Source organism: Nostoc sp. (assembly GCF_036919815.1).
In the GTDB taxonomy this organism is placed as follows: domain Bacteria; phylum Cyanobacteriota; class Cyanobacteriia; order Cyanobacteriales; family Nostocaceae; genus Nostoc.
Genome location: NZ_JBALCE010000061.1, coordinates 52462 through 73864 on the forward strand (window position 1 = coordinate 52462; position 21403 = coordinate 73864).

Annotated in this window: 14 protein-coding genes; 7 read left to right on the forward strand and 7 right to left on the reverse strand. The window is 41.7% G+C overall.

Going from position 1 to position 21403, the window contains the following annotated elements; genetic code table 11:
• Positions 1–49: 49 nt before the first annotated feature.
• From bcp to V7K15_RS15255, 4 genes are all read left to right on the forward strand, one after another.
• Positions 50–529 (forward strand): thioredoxin-dependent thiol peroxidase, encoded by a 480-nt coding sequence (gene bcp / locus V7K15_RS15240; protein WP_334906330.1) that lies wholly within the window; start codon positions 50–52, stop codon positions 527–529.
• 61 nt (positions 530–590) lie between these two features.
• Positions 591–1247 carry a type I restriction endonuclease gene (locus V7K15_RS15245; RefSeq protein ID WP_334906311.1) on the forward strand — a complete coding sequence of 219 codons (657 nt, stop codon included), beginning with the start codon at positions 591–593 and terminating at the stop codon, positions 1245–1247.
• Positions 1248–1455: 208 nt separating this feature from the next.
• A complete protein-coding gene (locus V7K15_RS15250; protein ID WP_334906312.1) occupies positions 1456–2082 on the forward strand; it encodes a restriction endonuclease subunit R in 627 nt (208 codons plus the stop codon).
• A 5-nt stretch (positions 2083–2087) separates the two neighbouring features.
• Positions 2088–3320, forward strand: coding sequence for a cysteine desulfurase family protein (locus V7K15_RS15255; protein WP_334906313.1), 1233 nt, complete (start codon positions 2088–2090; stop codon positions 3318–3320).
• On the opposite strand, the gene V7K15_RS15260 is transcribed toward V7K15_RS15255, so the two are convergent.
• On the reverse strand, positions 3268–4224 hold the full coding sequence (locus V7K15_RS15260) for an aldo/keto reductase (protein WP_334906314.1): 957 nt from the start codon (positions 4222–4224) through the stop codon (positions 3268–3270). The two genes, V7K15_RS15255 and V7K15_RS15260, sit on opposite strands and share 53 nt — an antisense overlap.
• A 264-nt stretch (positions 4225–4488) precedes the next feature.
• Here V7K15_RS15260 and V7K15_RS15265 point away from each other — a divergent pair, with 264 nt between their 5' ends.
• Positions 4489–5229 carry an SDR family oxidoreductase gene (locus V7K15_RS15265; protein ID WP_334906315.1) on the forward strand — a complete coding sequence of 247 codons (741 nt, stop codon included), beginning with the start codon at positions 4489–4491 and terminating at the stop codon, positions 5227–5229.
• A gap of 120 nt (positions 5230–5349) precedes the next feature.
• Here V7K15_RS15265 and V7K15_RS15270 read toward each other — a convergent pair whose 3' ends face one another.
• The gene (locus V7K15_RS15270) at positions 5350–6393 is read right to left on the reverse strand and encodes a cyanophycinase (protein WP_334906316.1); all 1044 of its coding nucleotides are present in this window, start codon (positions 6391–6393) and stop codon (positions 5350–5352) included.
• An 889-nt stretch (positions 6394–7282) separates the two neighbouring features.
• Between V7K15_RS15270 and V7K15_RS15275 the strand changes: the two genes are divergently transcribed.
• Positions 7283–13162, forward strand: a complete 5880-nt coding sequence (locus V7K15_RS15275; protein WP_334906317.1) for a trifunctional serine/threonine-protein kinase/ATP-binding protein/sensor histidine kinase — start codon at positions 7283–7285, stop codon at positions 13160–13162.
• A 156-nt stretch (positions 13163–13318) separates the two neighbouring features.
• Positions 13319–13594, forward strand: a complete 276-nt coding sequence (locus V7K15_RS15280) for an ATP-binding protein (protein WP_334906318.1) — start codon at positions 13319–13321, stop codon at positions 13592–13594.
• A 30-nt stretch (positions 13595–13624) separates the two neighbouring features.
• Here the strand turns inward: V7K15_RS15280 and V7K15_RS15285 are convergent, their stop codons facing one another.
• From V7K15_RS15285 to V7K15_RS15305, 5 genes are all read right to left on the reverse strand, one after another.
• Positions 13625–16126, reverse strand: a complete 2502-nt coding sequence (locus tag V7K15_RS15285) for a caspase, EACC1-associated type (protein ID WP_334906319.1) — start codon at positions 16124–16126, stop codon at positions 13625–13627.
• Between the two features lie 10 nt (positions 16127–16136).
• Complete coding sequence (locus tag V7K15_RS15290) at positions 16137–16514, reverse strand: hypothetical protein (protein WP_334906320.1); 378 nt, start codon at positions 16512–16514, stop codon at positions 16137–16139.
• 214 nt (positions 16515–16728) lie between these two features.
• On the reverse strand, positions 16729–18414 hold the full coding sequence (gene ilvD, locus V7K15_RS15295; RefSeq protein ID WP_334906321.1) for a dihydroxy-acid dehydratase: 1686 nt from the start codon (positions 18412–18414) through the stop codon (positions 16729–16731).
• 228 nt (positions 18415–18642) lie between these two features.
• Positions 18643–19284, reverse strand: a complete 642-nt coding sequence (locus V7K15_RS15300; protein WP_334906322.1) for a calcium-binding protein — start codon at positions 19282–19284, stop codon at positions 18643–18645.
• 466 nt (positions 19285–19750) lie between these two features.
• Positions 19751–20572 carry a calcium-binding protein gene (locus tag V7K15_RS15305; protein ID WP_334906323.1) on the reverse strand — a complete coding sequence of 274 codons (822 nt, stop codon included), beginning with the start codon at positions 20570–20572 and terminating at the stop codon, positions 19751–19753.
• Positions 20573–21403: the final 831 nt, after the last annotated feature.

Below are 21403 nucleotides of genomic sequence, written 5' to 3' on the forward strand. Positions count from 1 at the left end.
TCAATATATGTACAATTCTAAAGCGATTGCAATCTCTCACACCACCATCATGAGCAATATTCCCCAAGTCGGACAACCAGCGCCAGATTTCTCCACACCTGACCAAAATGGCAATTCAGTCACTCTCGACGACCTCAGCAGTCAGTGGATTGTCCTCTACTTCTACCCTAAAGATGACACTCCCGGCTGTACCACCGAAGCGAAAGATTTCACCGAGTTGTATCAAGACTTCAGCGCACTGGGAGCGAAAATATTAGGCGTAAGTCCAGATTCGGGTAAGTCCCATTGTAAATTTATCAGCAAACATAACTTATCAATCACCCTTTTAAGTGACCCAGAACATCTTTTGACAGAAGCCTACGGCGCTTGGCAATTGAAAAAATTTATGGGCAAAGAATATATGGGTGTTGCTCGCTCAACCTTTCTAATTTCACCTGATAAAATTATTGTTTATGCTTGGCCTAATGTAAAAACCAAAGGTCATGCTCAGGCAGTTTTAACTAAATTACGGGAATTAGCAGCCACGTAACGCGACTGGATGCAGGTATAGTTACAGCAATAAATTAGACTTCTCGCAAGTTAAAATAAACTTGATTCAAGTTATCCAAGCCCAAAATATCACTCTCGCCTATTTCAAGCAAAAATTTGCTCTACACAAATCTGAAGATGAGCAATTTTTTACAGAGTGGTTTGACTACATCCCGGAAATTTCCGAGTTAGAAAAACAATACTTGGACAGAGTTAAAAATAACTATCTCAACGTGCTTGAAAATGCTCCTCTTTTAGAAGAAGCAGTAAAAATGGTGGTATTATCTCCCCTCGTAGATTTGGCTGGTTTTTATGGTCATCCTTTTTACATCGCTACAGAAGAAAGTGTAGAAATTAGTGAAGAAATTATCATTGATGATGAAGACAACTCTGAAGAAACTCAAGAAATTATCAAAGGTAAAATTGATGTTCTGGTTCTCCAAGATAAGTTATGGTTACTAATAATTGAATCTAAGAGGTCTAGTTTTTCCTTAGCAAAGGCAATTCCTCAAGCACTGACTTATATGCTGGCAAATCCTCAGCCGGAGCATCCTGTATATTCCTTGGTAATGAATGGAGAAGATTTTCAATTTATCAAACTGATAAAACAAGATAAGCTAATGTATGCTTTGTCTGATAGATTCACTTTATATAGACGCGAAAATGAGTTATACAAAGTTGTAAATATATTAAAGAAATTAGGTCAAATTTTAATTTAATTATTTATGACTTCTGAATTGTTATTAAACTTTGCTATTCCTATCTAGATTAATACTGGAACAGTGATATAGCGGTTATCGGTTGAGTGAGATACAAGAACCCCACCCCCAACCCCCTCCCCGCAAGCGAGGAGGGCGCTATGATATACCTCATGTGATCAGGAAACGCTATATAATACTTATACTGTGTGTATCTTTAAAATGAATTATGGTTCAATTTATCCAAGCACAAAATATCGGGCTTGCCTATTTGGAAGAAAGATTTAGTCTACGGCAAGCCGAAGATGATGTATTCTTTACAGAATGGTTTGAAAGTTTACCGGAAATTACAGATTTAGAAAAGCAAGGTTTAGACAGAATAAAAGTTCATTTTCTCCGTTTAGTCAAGCATCCTCCTTTGTCAGAAGAAACGGTGAAATTAGTAGTTTTATCTCCTTTACTCAATTTATCTGGATTTTATGATGAGCCTTTTTATATGAGAGGCGAACAATCAATAGAAATTTCTGCGGAAGATGAAGGAGAAATTATTAGAGGTAGAATTGATGTTTTAGTTATTCAAGAAAAATTCTGGTTGTTAGTAATTGAATCTAAAAGGTCTAGCTTTTCTCTTTTAGAAGCCATACCTCAAGCACTTGTTTATATGCTGGCTAATCCTAATCAAGACAAACCTACTTTTGGATTAGTAACAAATGGTAGTCATTTCATTTTTATAAAATTGACTAAACAAAATATACCAAAGTATGCATTGTCTGATGAATTTACGATGTTGAAGAGAAAAAGTGAATTGTATCAGGTTCTAAGTGTATTAAAAAATTTGAGTCAAATTTTGAGTTAATAATTATGTCTATTCGTCCTATATACCTTGATTGTCACGCGACTACACCCGTAGATGAACGGGTACTAGCAGCAATGCTACCCTACTTCACAGAACACTTTGGCAACCCATCGAGTATTAGTCATGTTTACGGTTGGGAAGCAGAAGCTGCTGTCAAACAAACGCGAGAGATTTTAGCAGCAGCAATCAACGCCACACCAGAAGAAATTGTTTTTACCAGTGGTGCAACAGAAGCGAATAATTTAGCGATTAAAGGTGTTGCTGAAGCTTATTTTAAAAAAGGTCAGCATATTATTACTGTTGCCACTGAACATAGTGCAGTTATTGATCCTTGTAATTATTTAAAAAGTCTCGGTTTTGAAATTACTATTCTCCCAGTTAAAAAAGATGGATTAATTGATTTAACTGAGTTAAAAAAAGCTTTCCGTCCTGAGACGATTTTGGTATCGGTAATGGCTGCAAATAACGAAATTGGCGTGTTGCAGCCATTGGCAGAAATTGGGGAAATGTGCCGCGATCGCCTACACCCGGACGGAAGCGATCGCAATATCATTTTCCATACCGACGCCGCCCAAGCTATTGGTAAAATTCCCCTAGATGTGCAAGCGATGAAAATAGATTTGATGTCGCTAACTGCACACAAAGTATATGGCCCAAAGGGCATTGGGGCGCTGTACGTCCGCAGGCGCAATCCCAGAGTGCAACTGGCTCCCCAGCAGCACGGCGGCGGACATGAACGGGGGATGCGCTCTGGTACATTGTATACACCGCAAATTGTCGGCTTTGGGAAAGCTGTAGAAATCGCTTTAGCAGAACAAGCAACAGAAACCCAACGCCTCACCCAGTTAAGGCAAAGCTTGTGGGAACAGATGAAGCAAATTGAAGGAATTCATCTCAACGGACACCCTCAACAGCGATTGGCGGGAAACTTGAATATCAGTGTTGAGGGGGTGGATGGAGCTGCACTTTTGCTAGGATTGCAGCCAGTAATGGCGGTTTCTTCTGGTTCTGCTTGCTCGTCGGCAACCACTGCACCCTCCCATGTTCTCACAGCACTGGGACATTCAGAACAGCTAGCTTATGCCTCAGTGCGGTTTGGTATTGGACGGTTTAATACCCAAGAGGAAATTGCTCTTGTGGCGAAACACGCGATCGCTACCATTGAAAGTTTACGCAAAACCTCTTTTATGGATTCTCGCGGAGGAAAGCAGCAATCTGATCTAGCTCTTGCTGATTGAGGCGGAATTCCCCAGCCCCGATGATTCCTTCCACCTGCTTGGGATTGCGTCCGCCAACGATCGCCGCAGTCACCGCCGGATTGTTTAAAGTCCAAGCGATCGCCACCTCACCCGGCGAGCGATCGTGTTGTTGACCGATGTGTTGCAACACCTCCACCAGCTTCAGGTTACGAGATAGACGTGGCTCCTGAAATTCACTACTGTTTTTGCGCCAATCATCATCTGATAAATTAGCAACCCGCTCAGGTGTCATCTTTCCTGTGAGCAAGCCAGATTGCATCGGTGAATAAACAATCACACCGATGTTATTTTCCTGACAAAAAGGCAGAATCTCCTTTTCGACATCGGGCTTAACCAGAGAATAAGGCGGTTGCAATGAAGTAACTGGTGCAATCTTTTGGGCACGTTTCAACTGTTCTACATTGAAGTTTGAAACCCCGATATAGCGAACCTTGCCCTCATCCTTTAACTTGGCGAGAGTTGTCCAGCCTTCTTCGATATCTGAGTCAGGGCTAGGCCAGTGAATCTGGTAGAGGTCGATAGTTTCAATATCAAGTCGGCGCAGACTAGCTTCAACTTCCCGCCGCAGAGAATCTGCCTTGAGGCTGTTACCAATTTTGCGCGTTTCATCCCAAATCAGTGAGCATTTAGTGAAAATGTAGGGGCGATTAGATCGACCTTTGAGCGCCTTAGCAACAATCTCCTCCGAATGCCCCAGACCATAGACAGCTGCGGTGTCAATCCAATTAACACCGAGGTCGAGAGCGCTATTGATCGCTGCGATCGATTCCTGGTCATCCTGGGTTCCCCAACCAAAAGCCCATCCACTTCCACCGATCGCCCAGGCTCCAAAGCCGATTGGGGTAATGTGAAGCTCCGAATTGCCAAGCTGTTTGGTTTGCATATCTACCTTCTTCAAGAATTTTTGAGTCAATTGTTAGTGTACGCTGCAAACATTTTCTCAACCGCTATCTGAGGTGTGAATGACTACTGCTAAATTTTGAATGTTGTGTTTATATGCACTATTACACTGTGGTCTGGCGGAAAATAAGGGACTTAGAGCAACTTGTCTGGTTAAATTGATACCTGGATTTACGCCGTCCTGTACTAGACTTACTTGCTTGAAGATGGTAACAGTTGTCAATGTTTATCAAAATAAAGAAGTAATATGTCAGAAGATTTAAAAGGCAAAGTTGCGCTGATCACAGGTGCAAACAAAGGTATCGGGTATGAGATTGCACGCCAATTAGGTTCTAGAGGTGCTACTGTTCTTGTGGGTGCAAGAGATATAGGACGTGGTGAAGAAGCTGCGAATAAACTTCGTTCAAATCAGATCGATGCCCGAACAATTCAGCTTGATGTCATCGACCAAAAAACAATCGACTCTGCGAGTAAACAAATCGAGAGCGAATTCGGAAAACTTGACATCCTTGTGAACAATGCCGGGATAGCAAGTGATGGCGATCGCCTTCCACCCAGTCAAGTTGATATTGAAACACTGCGACACACTTACGAAACAAATGTATTTGGAGTGTTTGCAGTTATAAAAACGCTGTTGCCACTCTTAAAGAAGTCAAAAGCAGGGCGAATAGTAAATTTATCAAGTGGTTTAGGTTCTCTGACTCAAAACTCTGACCCAAATTATGAGTTCGCTAATGCTAAGCCTCTTGCTTATAACTCATCAAAGACAGCAGTGAATGCGATCACAGTTTTGTTGGCTGCTGAACTTAAAGATACCCCGATTAAAGTCAATGCTGCTGACCCTGGTTTCACAGCAACTGACCTTAATCAACACCAAGGGCACCGTACTGTTGAGCAGGGAGCGATCGCAGCAGTGAGACTTGCTACTCTACCTGATGATGGTTCTAGCGGAGGGTTTTTTGATGAAAATGGCGTGGTTCCTTGGTAAAAAGTAGGGGGAATGGGGCAAAACAGTTCCGAGTTCCGTTAGCGGATAGCTAAGGTTTAGCCCGTTCCGAGTTCTGAGTTTTGAGTAAAGAAGTGAGATTTCCCACTCAGCACTCAGCACTCAATAAGGATTTGAATCAATCCGTCCCCTTTTAACACTCCTGAGATAGTACCCAGAGGTTGGTCTGTTTCTCAGGTTGAAGGTGTCGCCACTGCGAACTTTCCAAATTTTGTAATTAGAAAAAGTCAAAGGCGATCGCGGTTCGCATACTTCCGGTATATGATTGCCAAGTACAAAGTACGCCGCACCCCTACCCATAACTTTCACCAAACCGTTTTTATCCACAAGAACCGATGTACTTTCACTAACAGCTATACCTAAAACACTGTTAGATACACCGTCCTTAATTTGACGAGCAATGAAAGTCATAATTCGACCCATTCTTTGCCGCCTATCGAAGTGTGTATCTACGATAGTTCCCTTCAAATTGCTCCAATTAAAAAAGTTGTAAGTAAAAGTAATGTCTCGGTAGGGATCTTCGAGTGCGTCTCTAGTTTCAATGCCTTTTTCGGAAGAAGCACAAGCATCGTAAACATACTCACTTTGGATCATCGCACCTGCACTAGTGCCACCAACACCACCTCCCTTAAGGTAAACTGACTTAACGGCAGTTTCCAGCTTGGTATCTTTCCAGTAGCGGATGTATTGACATTGGTCGCCGCCAGCAAAGAAAATTACATCAGCATTTTTGACTTTTTCAAAAATCTCGGCTTTGTTTGCTTCTTGCCTATTGCTAATCACAAGAGTTTCCACAAAGTTTACGCCCTTCATGGCATAAATTAGCCGATTGTAATCGTGATTACCATTAGTGCGGATAACTACAACATTAACTTTAGTGGCGGAGTTAGTACCTCCCCTAACTTGGTTAATCATCCACTGGATAGCATCATCGACATCGGGGCCACCCCCACCTAAGCTAAGGACTGGTCCGGCTAAAGAAAGACGGACATCAAAGGAGGGGGTGGGGCGGACATCAACAGTGTCACCCAAGAAGTAGCGTTTCCAGTTTGCGATAAAACGGTTTATTAGGAAGATTCCCATGTTCAACAACTTGATTCGTGTAGTTTTCAAGCGCCTTGCTATGCTTGGGAATGCCTTTGTCATACTAAGCTTCTAGAGCAAATTGCAATTCTTGCTAGGCTGTTACGCATTTTAATTACTTATTTATTCGTGAGAGTCGTCGTTGATCATTGTTAGTCACTTGTATTTACAATTGGACTTTGACAAACGACTAATGACGGCTTTAACGAAAAAATCCGCAATTTCGACGCGCATTAGCTTAACTCTCGCACTAGAGAGGGTAGAATTTCCAGCGTACAGGGCTTGTACTCTTTTTTAACGCGATAATAACCCAGAGTAATTATTAATTCTCTGCCCTACTCTGTGAAAATCTCTACATTGCTTGTGTGCTTTCTAGTGCTTCTTCTTTTGATGCAACCACAATACACGCTAGGGGACCACAGATGTGTATTCGTGTCAACTTAAGAGGATGTTTTAAAAGTGGTGGCTGATGTATCAAAAACTTGCCCTCATCCCCTAACCCCTTCTCCCAAGATGGGAGAAGGGGAACCGGAGAATTTGCTCCCCTCTCCCATTTTTGGGAGAGGAGCTGGGGGTGAGGGCAAAACTCATACAATCAGAAGCTTTCAGCTTAAGTTGACACCAATAAGTTTTTTCTGTGCGCCTAGCGCGTGGTCTATTTACCTAAAAATTTCTGTAAATAAGTTGCAACTGAGTTAAAAAAAGCTAACTGTTGGGAAAAATACTTTTATAGGACTTATGCACTGTACAAAATCACTTTCATGTGTTTAACGAAATTCGGTCGTTTCAGGCTATTGACCACTATCTTTAGATCACCAGCATAGCGATCGCTGGCTAATCGTGAAAAAATCAAATTTGAATGCCTGAAAATTCATAAACATATTTAGTTAGTTTTGTCAATGCGTAAGTCCGATTTTAATCAGAAGTTGAGCTTGAAAAAGAGTTGATGCAAATGAATACACCAGTTGAGGCGATCGCCCAAATTCCAGGCTATCAAATTAGTGAACAACTTTATACAAGCTTTAGAACCCGGGTTTATCGTGCAATTCGAGAGATTGATCAACTTCCGGTGATTATCAAACTGCTTCAGCAAGAGTATCCTAACTTCAGCGAACTGCTGCACTTCCGCAATCAGTACACGATCGCTAAAAATATTGACTTACCTGGTATTGTTCATTCCTATAGTCTGGAACTCTACCGCAACAGTTATGCTCTGATAATGGAGGATTTTGGCGGTATTTCTCTCAAAGAATGGATGAAAACAGTCAGGGGGAGTAATTTAAATGTCTTGGAAGAGTTTTTAGATATTGCGATCGCTCTGAGCAATATTCTTGACGGACTCTATCTCCATCGGGTTATCCACAAAGACATTAAGCCCGCCAACATCCTGATTAACCCGGAAACTAAGCAAGTCAAGTTGATTGACTTTAGCATTGCTTCTCTTTTACCTAGAGAAACCCACGAAATCCAAAGTCCTAATGTCTTAGAAGGTACTCTCGCTTACCTTTCCCCGGAACAAACCGGGCGGATGAATCGCGGAATTGACTATCGCAGTGATTACTACTCCCTTGGTATTACCTTCTTTGAACTGCTTACCGGACAGCTACCCTTTCAGTCTAATGATCCGATGGAGTTGGTTCACTGTCATATTGCAAAACTTCCACCACTTTTAGGGGAAAGGGAGGAGATTCCCGAAGTTCTGGGTTACATTGTGATGAAATTGATGGCGAAAAATGCTGAAGACCGCTATCAGAGCGTATTAGGGCTAAAATTTGATTTAGAACAATGCTTGGAGCAACTGAAGAACACGGGTAAAATTGAGAGTTTCCCAATTGCACAAAGGGATATTTGCGATCGCTTCATCATCCCAGAAAAACTTTACGGTCGCCAAACTGAAGTTGAAAGCTTACTCGATGTCTTTGAGGAAGTCAGTCAGGGAAGCACGGAAATTATCTTGGTAGCAGGCTTCTCTGGGATTGGCAAAACTGCTGTGGTTAACGAAGTCCACAAGCCAATTGTGCGACAACGGGGTTATTTCATTAAAGGTAAATTTGACCAGTTTCACAACATCCCTTTCTCTGCCTTTGTGCAAGCCTTTCGAGATTTAATCGGGCAACTGCTGAGTGAAACTGACGCTCAATTCGAGCAGTGGAAGTGCAAAATTCTCTCTGCTTTGGGTGAGAACGGACAAGTGATGATTGAGATGATTCCAGAACTGGAAAGTATGATTGGTAAACAGCTTCCTGCGCCAGAACTCTCTGGAAGTGCAGCAGAAAATCGCTTCAATTTGCTGTTCTTGAAGTTCACTCAAGTCTTCACGACAAGAGAACATCCATTAGTGATTTTTATTGATGATCTGCAATGGGCAGATTCTGCTTCTTTAAAGTTAATACAGTTGTTAATGAGTGAAGCTGGCATCGGTTATCTACTATTAATTGGTGCTTATCGAGATAACGAAGTCAACCCAGTACATCCGCTAATGTTGACTTTGGAAGAAATTCAGAGGTTAGGCGCTACAGTCAATACGATTACCTTAGCTCCCCTTGAGCAGGTTTCTATCAATCATTTAGTTGCAGATACATTAAGTTGCTCCCTAACGTTAGCCGCACCGTTAACAGAGTTAGTATTGAGCAAAACTAAAGGCAATCCTTTCTTCAGTACCCAGTTTTTGAAAGCGCTACATCAAGATAAACTAATTAGATTTAATTTTGATGGTGGTTATTGGGAATGTGATATTGCTCAGGTGCGATCGCTGTCCCTTACCGATGATGTAGTAGAGTTCATGGCACTTCAACTTCAAAAATTGCCAACAGAAACTCAAGAAGTCTTGAAATTAGCGGCTTGTGTGGGCAACCAATTTGATTTAGCGACATTAGCGATCGTTCATGAAAAATCTCAGGTGGAAACAGTCGCAGATTTTTGGAACGCTGTGCAAGATGGGTTGATTATCCCTACTAATGAAGTCTACAAATTCTATCAAGAGGAGTCAGAATCCAGAATTCAGAATTCAGAATTTAAGCAACATAATTTTCCTGACTCCTGTTCTTACAAATTTCTTCATGACCGTGTTCAGCAAGCTGCCTATTCTCTAATTCGTGAATCTCAAAGAAAAGCTACTCATTTAAAAATTGGACAATTACTGTTAAACAATACATCGTCTGAAGCACTTGAAGCCAGCATTTTTGATATTGTTAATCAGTTAAATGAGGGGATTGACATAATTACCCAACAATCCCAAAGATATGAACTGGCTCAACTGAATCTAATTGCTGGCAAGAAGGCGAAAGCTTCCACTGCTTATAGAGCAGCCGTTAAATATTTCACTTTAGGCAGAGAATTGCTAATAGAAGAAAGCTGGCATACTAACTACAAGCTCACATTTGAATTACATCAAAACTCTGCGGAATGTGAATATTTTACTGGCAATTTCGACAAAGCAGAGACATTATTTAATCTAGCATTAAATCACAGCCAAGATAAGTTTGAAATAGCAAATATTTATGGGATTCAGATGCACCTGAAAATGACTCAGGGTGAAAATATCGAAGCTGGCTTGGAAGCTGGATTGAAAGGTTTGAGCATCATGGGAATGCATCTGCCTATGACTTCTGAAGAACAGCAAGCTGCCATTGAAACTGAACTTCAAGAATTACAAGCTAAACTTCAAACGGTTTGTACAGCAGATTTATTCGATTTGCCTGAGATGATAGATCGAGATAAGAAAGTCTGCATGGGTCTTTTAGCTGACCTTTGGGCAGCTGCTTATATGGGAGGAGATCAACACCTCAGTTATCTGGCTCCTCTATTAATGATCAATTTATCGTTGAGATATGGCAATGCAGAAAGCTCTGGTTTTGCTTACTGTCTGTATGGGATGAGTCTGGCAAATCAAGGAAGTTATAAAACTGCTTATGAGTTCGGTACATTAGCACTAAAACTTGATCATCACTTCAATAGCACCCAATTTATTGCGAAGACTAATAATATCTTTGCACACACGATTAATCCTTATAATCAGCATTTAAAAACGAATTTGGAAATTTCTCAACAATCATTCCAAGTTAGTCAAGAAACTGGAAATTTGGTGTTTGGTGTCTGGGCAGTTTCGTTTCTGATTTGGGCGATGTTAATTAAGGGCGATCGCCTATCAAATGTCTACGCGGAAACCGAGAAATATCTGAGCTATGTGCAACAGGTAAATGATGTAAATATGCTGTATGCATTCAGTTTACAGCAGCAGTTCGTATTGAACTTGCAAGGCATATCTAAAAACACCGATTTATTAGACGATCGCAATGGTCAGGATATTCCCTATATAGAAATTTGGAGAGAGAAAAATAACTTTGATCATGGAATTAATTGGTACTGCTTTCTCAAAATACAATTGTCGTATCTTTATGGTTGCTATGCAGATGCCGTTAAAGCGGCAGAAGAAGCTGAGAAAACCCTTGGTTGTAACTCTGGTTTCTTCCCAATTATTCAGTATCATTTCTATTATCCACTCAGTTTGGTAGCTCTCTATCCGAATGCGACATTAGAAAACAAAAAACAGTATTGGGACATTATTCAAGAGCATCAACAAATCCAGAAAAACTGGGCGAATAATTGTCCAAAAAACTTTCTACATCGATATCTACTGTTATCTGCTGAAATAGCAAAAATTTCTCACAAGTACATGGATGCAATCGAATTATACGATCGCGCCATTGCTAAAGCCAAAGAAAACGAATACCTCAACGAAGAAGCTCTCGCCAACGAACTTGCAGCCAAGTTTTATTTAGAATGGGACAAAGAACGCATTGCTCAAGAGTATTTGATTAATGCTTACTATTGCTACACACACTGGGGCGCTAAAGCTAAAGTCGATGATTTAGAACAACGTTATCCACAATTGCTAGCCCCCATCTTACAACAGACGCGTTCACCACTCACGCCCAATGAGACGATTACAAATATTGACAGCATTGCTACCTTGCACCCAAGCATTAATAAATCAGTAACCTCTAGCAGCAATACATCAGTAATGCTAGATTTGCCAACACTTCTTAAAGCCTCTCAGACTCTCTCCAGTGAAATCGAACTGGATAAATTACTTAGGAAGCTCCTGCAAGTGGTGATTGAAAATGCTGGAGCAGATAAGTGTGCGTTAATACTGCTGAAAGCCGATAGATTAGTAGTTGAGGCAACTGCTGAAGTTGGGCAGCAATCAACTGTGCTACAGTCCATTTTTGTGGAAGATAGCGCAGATATTCCCCATAGCCTAATTTACACCGTCAAACGCAGGTTGCAACCTTACGTTATCCTTGATACAACAGTGTATCCGGCGCTGATGTCCGATCCCTACATCATTCGTCAGCAACCCAAAAGCTTGCTGTGTACGCCGATTCTCTATCAAGGCAAACTGTTGGGGATTTTGTATTTAGAAAATAATCTTACCACTGGGGCGTTTACGAGCGATCGCGTCGAAATTCTGAATCTGTTATGCACTCAAGCTGCAATCTCCCTGGAAAACGCCCGACTTTATCAGCAAGCACAAGATACTCTCAAAACCCTTGGGCAAACCGAACAGTTTTTGCGGTTAATTATCGACAATATTCCCCAGTCCGTTTTCTGGAAAAACAGCAATAGTGTTTATTTAGGCTGTAACCAGAACTTTGCTCAAACTTCAGGTGTAGGAGTGCCAGAAAATGTTATTGGTAAAACAGACTACGACCTTTCCTGGACTCATGAGGAATCAGATTTTTTTGTAGAGTGCGATCGCCACATCATGGAGTCTGGACAAGCTGAACTCAATATTATCGAAACATTGCAGCAAGCAGACGGAAAACAAATCTGGTCGAATACAAATAAAATTCCTCTAAAAGATAGAGAAGGAAACGTTTTTGGCATCCTTGGCACATCTGAAGACATCACCGAACACCACCAAGCACAACAATTGCTGCAATACCAAAAGCAAGAATTAGAACAAGCGTTAGAAGAACTCCAAACGATGCAATTGCAATTAGTGCAGGGTGAAAAAATGTCTGCCCTTGGTAATCTGGTAGCAGGTGTTGCCCATGAAATCAACAATCCTGTCGGCTTTATTGCTGGCAACTTAGAACCAGCCAAAGATTATATCAATGACTTGTTTGGGCTAATTAAGCTTTACCAAGAGAAATTTCCCAATCCTGGCTCAGACATTGAAGACGAAATTAATGCGATGGATTTGAATTATTTACGTGAAGATTTACCTAAGTTGCTGGACTCGATGAAACTGGGTGTTAACCGTATCCGCAGTATCAGTACCAGTCTACGAAGCTTCTCCAGAGCAGATAAAGATTATAAAGTGCCCTTTAATATTCACGATGGCATTGACAGTACTATTTTGATTTTGAGACATCGTTTAAAAGCCAGCGAAAACCGTCCAGCAATTGATGTGGTAAAAGATTATGGCAAATTACCCTTAGTGGAATGCTTTGCTGGACAACTTAATCAAGTGTTTATGAACTTGTTGGCAAATGCCATAGATGCACTTGAAGAATCCAACACAGAGCGGAGTTTGTCAGCGATTCTAGCTAACCCCAATTGCATCACTATTCAAACCCGTGTAGCCGAATCAGGTCAGCACATTTTGATTAAGATTGCTGATAATGGCGTGGGGATGTCACCGGAGGTCAAACAAAAAGTATTTGACCATTTGTTCACCACCAAGCCTGTAGGAAAAGGCACAGGATTAGGATTAGCGATCGCGCGGCAAATTGTCGTAGAAGGACATGGCGGTTCACTTTCCTGCACTTCAGAACTTGAGCAGGGCACAGAGTTTGTCATTCAAATTTCTACTCAACAAAAGTAAAAAGACAGCTTTATTTTGCCTTTTAAATTTTAATTTGGAGCAAAGCACTGATGATGCTTAAATTACGCCAAGGCTGGTTGAAAATCAACCATCGAAAGTATGCGTCAACTGAAAAAAAATTACTACTCATTGAAATAGCGATCGCGAAATCTACTGTTGTTATCAATTTTGGTGAATGCGATCGATGCATTGGAAGAAGCCAGCCAAAAATGGAGTTTTGAGGATCTTAAAACCAACCCGAATCAAATTAATATCCAAACCCAAATTTACGAATCAACTCATGACGCGATCGTTCAGATTTACGATAATGGTATTGGAATGTCAGAGGATGTAAAAAAACGGGTATTTGACCACATGTTTACTACTAAATCTGTGGGCAAAGGAATCGGATTAGGAATGGCGATCGCTATTTTGAAACATTACAACAAATAAGTGCGATCGCTATTAAGTAAAGCTTCAAAATTAAGGTTTAATCGGTAAAAACTCATATTTATCAGTACCAGGTTTTTGTTGAACTTTTTCTAAGAATATAACATTATTTTTGCGATCGCCTGATGCTAAAAACTGAATCTTTCCCGTTGCACCATCGACTGAAAAATCTGGACTGTGCAGCACCTTTTGCAATTCATCGCGTTTGTTGGTTCGTTGTAAACCTGCGATGATCGCCAAAGTTGCATCATAAGCCGTAGCTGTTCGCCAATTGACAGTTGCACCCCAAAGTTTTTGGGCTTTTTGCGGAAAGATGTTATTAGGAAATGCTGCGGGATACCAAGGTGTAGAGATTATTAGTCCGTTGATACTTCTGCCCTCTTTTAAGGTTTCGTCAGTCAAAAGTGTAGGACTACCAAATACAGTCAACTGCCCTTGATTAGATTGTACCACCGCTAGACCTTGCTTTATTTTGTCTATATAAAGACCTAACACCAAGGCATTAGCACCGCTACGTAAAGCTTGAGAAATGATAGCACTAGGGTTAAAGTCACGGGCAGAAATATCGCACTCTGTAGAATTAATCTGACCGCCAGGAGCATTTATCGCTTTAACAAACTCATTGTTAAACGACTGATTATCTATCCCTTGGTAATCAACACAGATAAGAAAATTGGTTTTGCCCGCTATTTTAATGGCGTAATTAGAGACACTATCTGCTATAGATTTAACACTAGGAGCAGTGCGGAAGATATAATTGCCAACACTGGTAAGATTTTGGGCAAAACTGGTGGGAGACATCATGACTAACCCGTCTTTTTGATAGACTGGGGCTGCGGAGAGAGAAGCATTACTAGAATTATGTCCCACGACAGCTAAGATGCTGGCATCTTTGACAAAACGACTGGCAAGCTGTACAGCTTCACTTGGGTCATTATCATCATTAGCGATCGCTACCTCCAAAGCTTTGCCATTAATGCCAGTACTGCTATTCACTTCATCTTGAGCTTGAGCCACACCGCGTAGTATCTCTTTTGCTACATTTGGATTAGTACCAATGGGTACGCTCACGGCAATTTTGATGTGTTCTGTCTGCTGACGAGCTTTAGCGTTATTCAAATAAATCAATGTTTCTGGATCAGTAGAATTTACTTGTCGGGATGAATTTAATTTATCAATAGCAGTCTTACAATCACCATTAAAAAATGCTTTAACTCCAGCTTCTTTATCTAAGTTTGTATCTTTTTTTAATAAAATTTCTTCACCTGAGCTAATTCTGTCGTCCAAGCTATATGGCTTTTTATTAGCACAGAAATTTTCTGCAATTGGAGGTGTAGGTCGAAAAACATATACTACACTACCGCCAATAACTACTCCGATTACTCCGATGATGCACGTTATCAGGTAGTTTAGAAAATTGCTATTTTCGGCAGGTGAAGGATTGACAACTACCGGAGGTACAATAAGTGACTGTTCGGCAATTAGAGTAGCTTCGATTAAAGCTATATCTTCATCTCTGAGTCGTGAAAGTCTCTGAAGGCGTATCAATTCTTGGCGAGTCTGTTCAATTATAGGATTCTCTCGTTGAATTGCCTTATGAAACGCTTCCTTATATTGCTGCAATTTTCTCTGATACTCTTTGTAGGGTTTTAAACCTTCTTCCTCAATTGCAGTAGCTTGCGAAGGTTCTATTTCTAGGCGATTTTGTTGCTCATTTAATGCTAATCGTCCAATATCGGAAATTTGACCATTATGTACCCAAGATTTCACTATTCCAAGATATATACTCTCGCGGTTGTGAATAGGTGCTTTAGCCAGCACAATATTATAGCCTTCTTTAATTACCGCTTGAATCTGCGGCTTCATTTCAGGCTTATTTTCTTGAACTTTTCTTTGGACATACTGATGTAACTCATCAACAGAAATAAAGCCATCATTATTTTCATCAGCTTCACCAGTTTCAATTCCTTGGACTAGATAATGAGTGTAAATAGATTCAAAAGAATACTGGGTTGAAGTGCTAGATGTAAGAACAGCTCGACCCTCTCCACCCAATTGAATTTTTTGAAAATCCAAATAAACTTCATCTTTACCTTTTATATCTTTGGCAAAAGCGCCACTAAAGCAACAGTCCAAAATGATTACTTGTCTTTTGGAACGACTACGGCTATCGTTAATAATGTCATGTAAGAAATCGGCTGAAACTGTTGACGCTTTGACCAGTTCTCCCTGTTCATTTTTACGGGTTATGCGAGTTGCGAAGTAAAGCCTCCCATTATCATCTTTAATGCCATGACCAGAGAAATAAAGTAGCACAAGGTCATTTTTTTGACGATTTGAAAATAAAGTCTCAATAGCTTCTTGCATCGCTACAGGATCAGGATTTGTTAGCGTTTTCACAACATCAAAACCTCCTATCTCTTGATCCTGCAAAACTCGTTGCATTCCTTCTACATCTTGCATAGCCACAGGCAAAGGGTTAAGATGCGGTGATTCATACTCACTTATTCCAATCAGTAGTGCTACTTTAGCCATCTGGAAGCTCCTATTTTGGTTTAACAAATTCTTCTGCTGCTTGAATCGCTGCTAATAACTCTTCCCGACTGCTAGCTTTCACCTTGAGTTTTTTGCCGTTAGCTTCAACTTCCAATTCAATCGATTTACCACCCAAGCGATCGCCCAAAAATCCCAACAATTTCTTAAAATTGGCAAGGCTCACCTCTGTCTGCAACACTCCCACCAGAAAACCTCCCACAGACCTGGCTCCTTCGGGTATTTCTGTAACTGCTACGAGTTCAGCACTTTCCACATCTAAATCTCTGATTTCTCGTAGCAGATTTCGCGTTTCCCGTTCTTGCTCTTCTGCATCTAAGTCTGGATTAGAAAGAGCGATCGTTAACTTGACGTTAGATTCAAAACTCATTTTGTACCCTTTTCGGTTTTTAGGCAGTTGACTGTCAACTATATTTCCGTGATTTCTCTATTGACATCATATCTGCTCTGTAAATTTCCTGAAACTTTTTCAAGATTTTTACAAAAACTCAGAAAATTTAGGTAAAAATTACTAGAAATCAAAAAGACGTAGCACTGCTACGTCTCTACATTCTTTTTTAGAGATATCTATTACGTTAGGTTAATTAAAACAAGTCCAAATCAGTAACAGCACCAATACTGCTAGAAGATACCAATTTCGCATATTTCGCCAAAACACCTTTAGTGTAACGCGGAGCGGGGGGTTGCCAGTTGGCACGACGACGGGCTAATTCGTCTTCGGATATATTCAACTGCAATAAACGAGCGGGTGCATCAATAGTAATACTATCGCCTTCTTCTACAAGCGCGATCGCACCACCAACTGCGGCTTCTGGAGCAACATGACCAACCACCATGCCGTAAGTACCACCAGAAAAGCGTCCGTCGGTAATTAATGCCACAGCATCACCCAAACCAGCACCGATAATTGCTGAGGTGGGAGCCAACATTTCTCGCATTCCAGGACCGCCCTTAGGCCCTTCGTAGCGGATGACTAGAATATCACCAGCTTGAATCTTACCCGCCAAAATTGCATCTAAAGAGGCTTCTTCCGATTCAAATACCCGTGCTGGCCCGGTAATTACTGGTTTTTTCACGCCGGTAATTTTGGCGACAGCCCCTTCCGTTGCTAAATTACCTCTGAGGATGGCTAAATGTCCTTGGGCATACATCGGGTTATTCCAAGGACGAATCACATCTTGATTGGCGGATGGTTCTTCTGGGATGTCTGCTAATATCTCTGCAATCGTTTGACCAGTGATAGTGAGGCTATCAGCGTGTAATAAATCATGCACAAGTAGCATCTTCATTACTTGCGGAATACCACCAGCTTTGTGTAAATCTGTAGCGACATATTTACCGCTTGGTTTTAAATCACACAAAACGGGAACACGGGCGCGGATAGTTTCAAAGTCGTCTAGTGTTAACTCTACATCAGCAGCGCGAGCGATCGCTAAAAAATGCAATACTGCATTCGTCGAACCACCCACCGCCATAATCAGAGAAATGGCATTCTCTATCGATTTGCGGGTGATAATTTGGCGGGGCAAGATTTGTTTGCGAATCGCTTCGACTAACACAAATGCTGATTTTTCCGCACTGTCGGCTTTTTCGGCATCTTCGGCGGCCATTGTCGAGGAATAGGGCAAACTCATCCCCAGCGCTTCAAATGCTGAAGACATGGTGTTAGCTGTGAACATTCCCCCACAGGAACCAGCACCAGGACAAGCCCGATTTTCAACTTCTAATAATTCCTTTTCGTCAATTTTTCCGGCACTGTATTGACCAACAGCTTCAAAAGAACTGACAACAGTTAAATCGCGTCCGTTGTAGTGACCGGGTTTAATTGTGCCACCGTAAACAAAGATAGCCGGGATATTCATCCGCGCGATCGCCAGCATTGCCCCGGGCATATTTTTATCACAACCGCCAATCGCTAGCACACCATCCATACTTTGTCCAGTACAGGCGGTTTCAATGGAATCTGCAATTACTTCCCGCGACACTAGGGAATATTTCATCCCTTCAGTTCCCATCGAAATTCCATCGCTAATGGTAATTGTGCCGAACATTTGCGGCATCGCGCCGGCGGTTTTAATCCCAATCTCTGCCCTTTGTGCCAGTTGATTGATTCCCATATTGCAGGGAGTAATCGTACTGTAGCCATTGGCAATGCCCACAATGGCTTTGTTAAAATCTTCATCTTTAAAACCAACTGCCCGCAGCATAGCTCGATTTGGCGATCGCTGCACCCCTTGCGTCACAATTTGGCTTCTCAAATTCTCCGACATTTTTTTTCCTTCCCTGGCATCATCGCAACTGTTGCGATTGTATTACCTGATTTTCTCATGTATGTGCGGTGCAATCGAGCATCAGCGAGCATTGGTACTCTATTTCTTCAGATGTGCTTCTGTTGCTATAGCGCTTAACCACTTGCATAAATCAAAAATAACAACCCCACTGTAAGAGCGATCGCTTTTGAGTGCGGTGTTAGGGACTTTTGCTAGAAGTCTATTGAATTAAAGGATAATGTCACTTGTCACAAGTAATGGTGTTCGTACGAGCTGAATCTCAAACTCAGGCGACAAATTCCCAGCAGTGTTACCTTGAAGAATACCTCCTGAATAACGAACTTGACCGGGTGCGGAGAATGCGGCAGCCCCAATGAAAGTGAAGGCTTGGTTGCCCGCTATATTGGAGTTGGCGTCGATGGTAGATAGATCGATTCGGTCCCCTGGCAAGTTACCGTTTCCAACAAAGTCTTTGATAACATCTCGTGAAAGACCAGGAGTACTATCTGAAACTGAGTTGAACTTGAAAACATCATTACCTAGTCCTCCAGTGAGAACATCAGTCCCAGTACCGCCAGTGAGGATATCGTTGCCAGTACCACCGTCAAGGATATCGTTGCCACTACCAGCGTTAATGGTATCGTTACCACCACCACCGCTAAGGGTACTGTTGCCACCACTCGCGTTAATGGTATCGTTGCCACTACCACCGGTAAGGGTATTGTTGTTACCACTAGCGTTAAGGATAAAGCCGTCACCACTACTGCTAAAGCTACTACTACTGCTGCTGCTAAAGCTGCCGCTACTGCTACTAGTAGAACTGAAACTGAAATCGCCGCTACCGTTAAAGGTTGTTATTAAGGTTGCCATTAATGATTTTCTCCTTAACTTAGAGGGTAAAAAAATTACCTGATCACTTCACCGTCAGAAAACGGCGTTGCTGATTAAGAGTATGAATTTGGTTTCTCCCAAAGGCGCAAAGGAAACAGTTTCAAACATTAAATTTTTTAATTTCACACTTTCATTCAACAACGCCGAGAAAACATGGTGGAGAGATAAGAGTGGGAAGAGATAACTGAACCACACCTGATTAAGTAAAACGAGGCTAATAGTGAATAAGCAGATTTTCTTTTACGGAATTGCATCGCTTTTAGGATGTTTTGCCTGTATCAGGACTTACGCAAATAATAGCTGAAAAGAATGATTTTTAGGTAGGGGCAATACCCTGCGGTCAGCTAAAGCTACATGAATTGCCCCTACCGGGTGTAGTTTTGCGTAAGTCCTAAATTATTAGAATTCTGCCTCCTGCCTGATTTTCAAGGCAGGTCTATTGAAATTAAAGGATAATGTCCTTTACTACTAGTTGTGGTGCGCCTGCAAGCTGAATCTCAAAGTTAGCCGACAGATTCGCATCAGTGTTACCTTGCAGAATACCTCCTGAATAACGAACCTGACCGGGTGCGGAGAATGCGCCAGTCCCAATGAAAGTGAAGGCTTGGTTGCCCCCGATAGTCAAGTTGGCATCGATGCGAGATAGATCGATTCGGTCTCCTGGCAAGTTACCGTTTCCAACAAAGTCACTGATTACATCCCGTGAAAGACCAGGTTGACTATCTGAAACTGAGTTGAATTTGAAAACATCATTACCTGGTCCTCCAGTGAGAACATCAGTCCCAGCACCGCCAACGAGTGTATCGTTGCCGAATCCGCCAGTCAGGAGATCGTTGCCACTATCACCGTTAAGGATATCGTCGCCATCACCACCGTTCAGGATATCCTTACCGTTACCACCGTTAAGGATATCGCCGCCATCACCACCGTTCAGGATATCGTCGCCATTACCGGCGTTCAGGATATCGTCGCCATTGCCGGCGTTCAGGATATCCTTGCCATTACCAGCGTTCAGGACATCGCCGCCATCACCACCGATAAGCGTATTATTGCCATTCTCGGCGTTCAGGATATCGTCGCCCAATCCGCCAATGAGGCTATCGTTGCCACTACCAGCGTTCAGGATATCGCTGCCACTACCACCGTTGATGGTATCGTTGCCGCCACCACCGTTGAGGATATCGCTGCCGCCATTGCCGTTCAAGATATCGTTGGTGCCACGAGCGTCGATAATATCACTGGAATTGGTACCGTTATAGATTGCCATTAGGTTGAGATTCTCCTGAATTTACTGGGTAAAAAAATTACCTCGTCACTTCCCCATCAGAAAACGGCGTTGCTGATTAAGAGTATGAATTTGGTTTCCGCCAAAGGCGCAAAAGAAACAGTTTCAAACATTGAATTTTTGAATTTCATACTTTCATTAAGCAACGCTAACAAAACAAGGTGGAGAAATAACAAGTAGGAAGACATAACTGAATCAGACCTGATTAGAACAGGTCTTTGCTGTTGAATTCAGAATTCTGAATCAATATAGATAGTGGGGGATTCAGCAGAAAATTTGAACTGCGGCTTCCGTTGACTCTGAGCGCCGATTTTTGGCGAACAGAAGTTCGGTGGCCGATCTGTTAGCGACGCACCGATAAGTCGGAGCGTCGGTTCCCGCCGCAGGCATCTGTTAGCGACGCAGGAGCGTTACTTTTTTGTTAGACCCGCCACTTTCTTGTTGACCGATTTCTGAATTCTGTTTTATTAAGTCTGAAGACTTGAGAAGATTTGAGAAGCACTGGATGTATTGATGATGTTGGCATCAAAATGATTGTGCCAAGAGTCATGTTATATCCTTGTGCCTTATGTCTTCACTGGTTCCAGTACTAGGCTGCTAGGGAATAAGCAGATTTTCTAATACGGGAATTGCATAGGTTTTGGACGTTTTTACTGTATTCGGAGTTACAAAACTATGATATTACCTTCAAGGGTACTTTTTTCTATCTATAAGAAAGAATAATTAACCCTCTTTTTTTACTCTCACCATAACAAAATCTGAAACCCTTGATTCAGATAGGGCTTTTTAATCTATATCGGAATAATAAAGTCG

Bases quoted from the DNA above. Each gene is read 5' to 3' on its own strand.
- ilvD (WP_334906321.1), bottom strand. From the start codon at position 18,414: ATGTCGGAGAATTTGAGAAGCCAAATTGTGACGCAAGGGGTGCAGCGA.
- V7K15_RS15300 (WP_334906322.1), bottom strand. From the start codon at position 19,284: ATGGCAACCTTAATAACAACCTTTAACGGTAGCGGCGATTTCAGTTTC.
- V7K15_RS15285 (WP_334906319.1), bottom strand. From the start codon at position 16,126: ATGGCTAAAGTAGCACTACTGATTGGAATAAGTGAGTATGAATCACCG.
- V7K15_RS15250 (WP_334906312.1), top strand. From the start codon at position 1,456: ATGGTTCAATTTATCCAAGCACAAAATATCGGGCTTGCCTATTTGGAA.
- bcp (WP_334906330.1), top strand. From the start codon at position 50: ATGAGCAATATTCCCCAAGTCGGACAACCAGCGCCAGATTTCTCCACA.
- V7K15_RS15305 (WP_334906323.1), bottom strand. From the start codon at position 20,572: ATGGCAATCTATAACGGTACCAATTCCAGTGATATTATCGACGCTCGT.
- V7K15_RS15255 (WP_334906313.1), top strand. From the start codon at position 2,088: ATGTCTATTCGTCCTATATACCTTGATTGTCACGCGACTACACCCGTA.
- V7K15_RS15260 (WP_334906314.1), bottom strand. From the start codon at position 4,224: ATGCAAACCAAACAGCTTGGCAATTCGGAGCTTCACATTACCCCAATC.
- V7K15_RS15290 (WP_334906320.1), bottom strand. From the start codon at position 16,514: ATGAGTTTTGAATCTAACGTCAAGTTAACGATCGCTCTTTCTAATCCA.
- V7K15_RS15270 (WP_334906316.1), bottom strand. From the start codon at position 6,393: ATGACAAAGGCATTCCCAAGCATAGCAAGGCGCTTGAAAACTACACGA.
- V7K15_RS15265 (WP_334906315.1), top strand. From the start codon at position 4,489: ATGTCAGAAGATTTAAAAGGCAAAGTTGCGCTGATCACAGGTGCAAAC.
- V7K15_RS15275 (WP_334906317.1), top strand. From the start codon at position 7,283: ATGAATACACCAGTTGAGGCGATCGCCCAAATTCCAGGCTATCAAATT.